Source organism: Bradyrhizobium sp. SUTN9-2 (assembly GCF_003122645.1).
Lineage (GTDB): Bacteria > Pseudomonadota > Alphaproteobacteria > Rhizobiales > Xanthobacteraceae > Bradyrhizobium > Bradyrhizobium yuanmingense.
On record NZ_LAXE01000001.1, the window covers coordinates 4,611,944 to 4,616,570 of the forward strand.

Here is a 4,627-nt window from a genome sequence, read left to right on the forward strand (position 1 = left end):
AGCCTGCACGAGCGCGGCGTATTCACCTGGCCGGAATGGGCCGCAGCACTCGCAGACGAGATCAAGCGCGCCCAGGCCGCCGGCGACCCTGATACCGGCGAGACCTACTATCTGCACTGGCTCGCCACGCTGGAGGGCCTCGTCGCCCGCAAGGGCGTCGCGTCGATGGAGACGCTGCACCGCTATCGGGATGCGTGGGACCACGCCGCCGATCGCACGCCGCACGGCAAGCCGATCGAGCTCAGGCCGGAGGATTTTGGTTAGCTGTTGCCTCTCGTTATTGCGAGCGCAGCGAAGCAATCCAGAATCCCTCCGCAGTGGCAGTCTCGATTGCTTCGTCGCAAGGGCTCCTGGCAATGACGACAGAGCGAGCCTACCGTCCCGCCACGTACTCGTTCCACCCCTTCGCCCGCAAACTGCAGGCCGGGCACTCGCCGCAGCCGTAGCCCCAATCGTGCCGTGCGCCGCGTTCGCCGAGATAGCAGGTGTGGGAGTGCTCGCGGATGAGATCGACGAGGCCGTCGCCGCCGAGGTCATGCGCGAGCCGCCAGGTCGCGGCCTTGTCGATCCACATCAGTGGCGTGTGCAGCTCGAACTGCTTGGCCATGCCGAGCGAGAGCGCGGCCTGCATGGCGCGGATGGTCTCGTCGCGGCAATCGGGATAGCCGGAATAGTCGGTCTCGCACATGCCGCCGACGATGTGGCTGATGCCGCGCCGGTAGGCCAGCGCCGCCGCAAAGGTCAGGAACACGAGGTTGCGGCCCGGCACGAAGGTGTTCGGCAGACCGTCCGCGCCCATCGCGATCGCGACGTCGCGGGTCAGCGCCGTCTCGGACACCGCCGCCAGCGTCGGGATCGACAGCGTGTGGCTCTCGCCGAGCCTTGCGGCCCAATCGGCGCGCAGGCCCTTGATGCCGTCGAGCAGGCAGTCGCGGCAGGCAAGCTCGATGGCGTGGCGCTGGCCGTACTCGAACCCCAGCGTCTCCACGCGGGCGAAGCGGCTCAGCGCCCAGGCGAGGCAGGTGGTGGAATCCTGGCCGCCGGAGAACAGCACCAGCGCGGTTTGTGAGGAAAATGCATCACTCATGGCCCGCGCTTTAGCATCGCACGACTTGCCCGCCAATCGGTGGAAATCGGCCAGTTCCGCCGCCTTGTGCTGGGATCGGCGGCCCGCTTTTGGCATAAGGCTCTGTATCCCAGGAGACTGCCCGGCAATGACCCCTTCCCGCGACATTTCCCGCCTGATCGAGATCATGGCGGCGCTGCGCACGCCGGTGACCGGCTGCCCCTGGGACCTCGAGCAGGATTTTTCGACGATCGCGCCCTACACGATCGAGGAAGCCTATGAGGTGGTCGACGCCATCACCCGCGGCGATCTCGACGATCTCAGAGAGGAGCTTGGCGATCTCCTGCTCCAGGTCGTGTTCCACGCCCAGATGGGCTCGGAGCAGAACGCGTTCGATTTCGGTGACGTGGTCCTGGCCATCACCCGCAAGATGATCCGCCGCCATCCCCACGTCTTCGCCGACAAGGACGGCAATCTCGCCTCCTCCCATGTCAAGGAAGTCTGGGACCGCATCAAAGCGGAGGAGAAAGCCGAACGCGCCGCGCGCCGGCCGCCGGAGGAGGCGCCGACGCACAAGTCGCTGCTCTCGGGCGTGAAGGCCGGCCAGCCCGCTTTGACCCGCGCGATGGAGCTGCAGCGCAAGGCCTCCACCGTCGGCTTCGACTGGAACGACCCGCGCGCGGTGCTGCACAAGATCCGCGAGGAGGTCGACGAGATCGAGGCGGCATTGGACCGCAACGACAAGCAGGAGATTGCGGAAGAGACCGGCGACCTCATGTTCGCCCTCGTCAACCTCGCCCGCCATGTCGATGCCGATCCGGAGGCTGCGCTCCGCGCGACGAATGCAAAATTCGAGCGCCGTTTTGCCTATATCGAGCGGGCACTGGAGGCGCAGGGTCGGACGCTCGAGCAGGCGTCGCTGGCGGAGATGGATGCGCTGTGGAATGCCGCGAAAGTGGAGACGAAGGTGACTTCGGAGACGCGAACCGCGTAGTCCAGATGCGCGCCGGCCTCACGCCGGCAGATGTGGCACGGCGTCGAACCTGTTCACCACGATATCCCGCTTGGTCTCGTCCACCCGCACGGTCATGTCGAAGCGGCCCTCGTGCAGCTCCTTCGACAGCACCTCGGCATTGCGGTGCAGCCAGCTGATGCCGGCGCCGTCTGCGGCGTCGATGGAGAGATCGAGCGTTGTCCGTTTCGCCGCGAGCCGCTGCTCGATCGCGGCGAGCAGAGCGTCGACGCCCTCGCCCGACACGGCTGAGACCAGCATCGCCGGATGATCCTCCGGCCTGCGCGCGACGATGTTGAGCAGCTCTTCGCGTTGCTCGGGGTCGAAACGGTCGATCTTGTTCCAGACCTCGATGATGCGGCCGGAATCATCAGGGTTGATGCCGAGCTGGCGCAGCACCGCATCGACGTCGCTCTGCTGCGCCTCGGCATCTTCATGCGAGATGTCGCGGACATGCAGGATGACATCGGCTTCCAGCACCTCCTCCAGCGTGGCGCGGAAGGCGGCGACGAGCTGCGTCGGCAGGTTGGAGATGAAGCCGACGGTATCCGAGAGCATCGCCTTGCCGCCATGCGGCAGGTTGAGCGCCCGCAAGGTGGGATCGAGCGTCGCAAACAGCATGTCGGCCGCCTGCACGTCGGCGCGGGTCAGGCGATTGAACAGCGTCGACTTGCCGGCATTGGTGTAGCCGACCAGCGCGACGACACGATACGGCACGCGTTGACGGCCGGCGCGATGCAGACGCCGCGTCGCCTGCACCTTTTTCAGCTCGCTCTCCAGCTTGGAGATGCGCTCCTGGATCAGGCGGCGGTCGGCCTCGATCTGCGTCTCGCCGGGGCCGCCCATGAAGCCGAAACCGCCGCGCTGGCGTTCGAGATGGGTCCAGGAGCGCACCAGGCGCGAACGCTGGTAGTTGAGATGCGCAAGCTCGACCTGCAGCGAGCCTTCCCGGGTCTTGGCGCGGCGGCCGAAGATTTCGAGAATGAGCCCGGTGCGGTCGAGCACCTTGGCACGCCATTCCTTTTCGAGATTGCGCTGCTGGATCGGCGACAATGCGCAATCCATCACCACGAGCTCGACCTCGAGGTTCTTGATCAGCCCGGCGATCTCCTCGACCTTGCCCTTGCCGATATAGGTCGCAGGCCGGATCTGGGAGACCGGCGCGACGATGGCGTCGGCAATGACGAGATCAATCGCCCGCGCGAGGCCCGCGGCTTCATCGAGCCGGGCCTCGGTATCGCGCAAGGCATGAGTCACCGATTGCACGTCGGCGCTGCCCGCGCGCACGCGCAAGTAGGGGCCGATGACAAGCACCCGCCCCGTCTGCGTAGCCCCTGCCGACCGCGGACGGTCGGCATCCCCGTCGAAATTCCGGGGTTCCAATCAGGTCACTCTCAAGCCGGCTGGTCCTCGCCGCCTTCGAACAACTGAATCGGAGCGCCCGGCATGATGGTCGAGATCGCATGCTTGTAGACCAGCTGCGAATGACCGTCGCGCCGAAGCAGCAAACAGAAATTGTCGAACCAGGTCACGATGCCCTGGAGCTTCACTCCGTTGACCAGAAAGATCGTCAGTGGCGTCTTGGTTTTGCGAACGTGATTAAGGAAGGTGTCCTGTAGGTTTTGTGCGCGGTCTGCCGCCATTGTTTTTTTCTCGCTTTGAGTTTCTTTTTATTGCGCCGGATGCGGCCCTCTTTGTGGAGTTCGGGGCTTCCTCCGGTTGCCGTCCTTCATGAGATCCCCCTCGGAAGGAACAGCGGTTCGATTAGAGGACAGGTCGGGATATTAGGCAAGCCGCTTGAAGCGGCAGGCGTGGCCCTATTGGCCCGAAAAATTACGGAAATCGATGATTTTCTTTGCCTAATCCCGAGATGCCGCCGCAGCGTCGCAGCATTAGCCGACGCCGAGCGCTTTCAACTTACGGTGCAAGGCCGAACGTTCCATGCCAACGAACTCGGCCGTTCGAGAAATATTTCCTGAGAAACGGCTGATCTGTGCAATCAAATAGTCGCGCTCGAACACCTCGCGTGCTTCGCGCAGCGGCAGGCCCATGATGTGCTCGCCATTGTTGCTGGTCGGCATCGCCGGCACCATCGAGCCGACATCCTGCGGCAGCATGTCGGCGGTGATGATGACTTCCGGCCCGCCGGCGGCCAGAATCATGACTCTTTCAACGTTGTTGCGGAGCTGGCGCACATTGCCGGGCCAGACATGCGATTGCAGCACCGCCATTGCGTCCTGACCGATCTGGCGCTTGGGCAGGCCGCTGCCGGCCGAGATCTGCTCCATGAAATAATCGATCAGTTCCGGAATGTCCTCGCGCCGCTCCGACAGTGCGGGCACGCGGATCGGCACCACCGAGAGCCGGTGGTAGAGGTCCTCGCGGAAACGGCCGGCCGCGATCTCCTCCTCGAGATTGCGGGCGGTCGATGAGATGATGCGCACGTCGACCTGCACCTTGGCGGTGCCGCCGACGCGCTGGAACGACTGCTCCACCAGCACGCGCAGGATCTTGTTCTGGGTCTCGCGCGGCATGTCCGCGATCTCGTC

Annotated in this window: 6 protein-coding genes; 2 read left to right on the plus strand and 4 right to left on the minus strand. The window is 64.8% G+C overall.

The genetic code is table 11. The features are described 5' to 3' along the window. Positions 1 to 264: nitrile hydratase accessory protein (locus tag XF30_RS21410; RefSeq protein WP_109143781.1), on the plus strand; the 264-nt coding region annotated here is incomplete at its 5' end. 109 nt (positions 265 to 373) lie between these two features. Here the strand turns inward: XF30_RS21410 and queC are convergent. Further along, entirely contained in the window at positions 374 to 1,087 is a 714-nt protein-coding gene (gene queC / locus XF30_RS21415; RefSeq protein WP_109143782.1) for a 7-cyano-7-deazaguanine synthase QueC, read from the minus strand. Positions 1,088 to 1,214: 127 nt separating this feature from the next. On the opposite strand from queC, the gene mazG reads away from it, so the two are divergent. Next, positions 1,215 to 2,060 (plus strand): nucleoside triphosphate pyrophosphohydrolase, encoded by an 846-nt coding sequence (gene mazG / locus XF30_RS21420; protein WP_109143783.1) that lies wholly within the window; start codon positions 1,215 to 1,217, stop codon positions 2,058 to 2,060. Positions 2,061 to 2,078: 18 nt separating this feature from the next. Here mazG and hflX read toward each other — a convergent pair whose 3' ends face one another. The 3 genes from hflX to XF30_RS21435 all read right to left on the minus strand — a co-directional run. After that, positions 2,079 to 3,461, minus strand: a complete 1,383-nt coding sequence (hflX, locus tag XF30_RS21425; RefSeq protein ID WP_192893211.1) for a GTPase HflX — start codon at positions 3,459 to 3,461, stop codon at positions 2,079 to 2,081. Positions 3,462 to 3,472: 11 nt separating this feature from the next. Further along, a complete protein-coding gene (gene hfq / locus XF30_RS21430; RefSeq protein ID WP_007591126.1) occupies positions 3,473 to 3,721 on the minus strand; it encodes an RNA chaperone Hfq in 249 nt (82 codons plus the stop codon). 249 nt (positions 3,722 to 3,970) lie between these two features. Beyond that, positions 3,971 to 4,627 (minus strand): sigma 54-interacting transcriptional regulator (locus XF30_RS21435; protein ID WP_146207805.1); only part of this gene is annotated, 657 nt, incomplete at its 5' end.

Bases quoted from the DNA above. Each gene is read 5' to 3' on its own strand.
- queC (WP_109143782.1), bottom strand. From the start codon at position 1,087: ATGAGTGATGCATTTTCCTCACAAACCGCGCTGGTGCTGTTCTCCGGC.
- mazG (WP_109143783.1), top strand. From the start codon at position 1,215: ATGACCCCTTCCCGCGACATTTCCCGCCTGATCGAGATCATGGCGGCG.
- hfq (WP_007591126.1), bottom strand. From the start codon at position 3,721: ATGGCGGCAGACCGCGCACAAAACCTACAGGACACCTTCCTTAATCAC.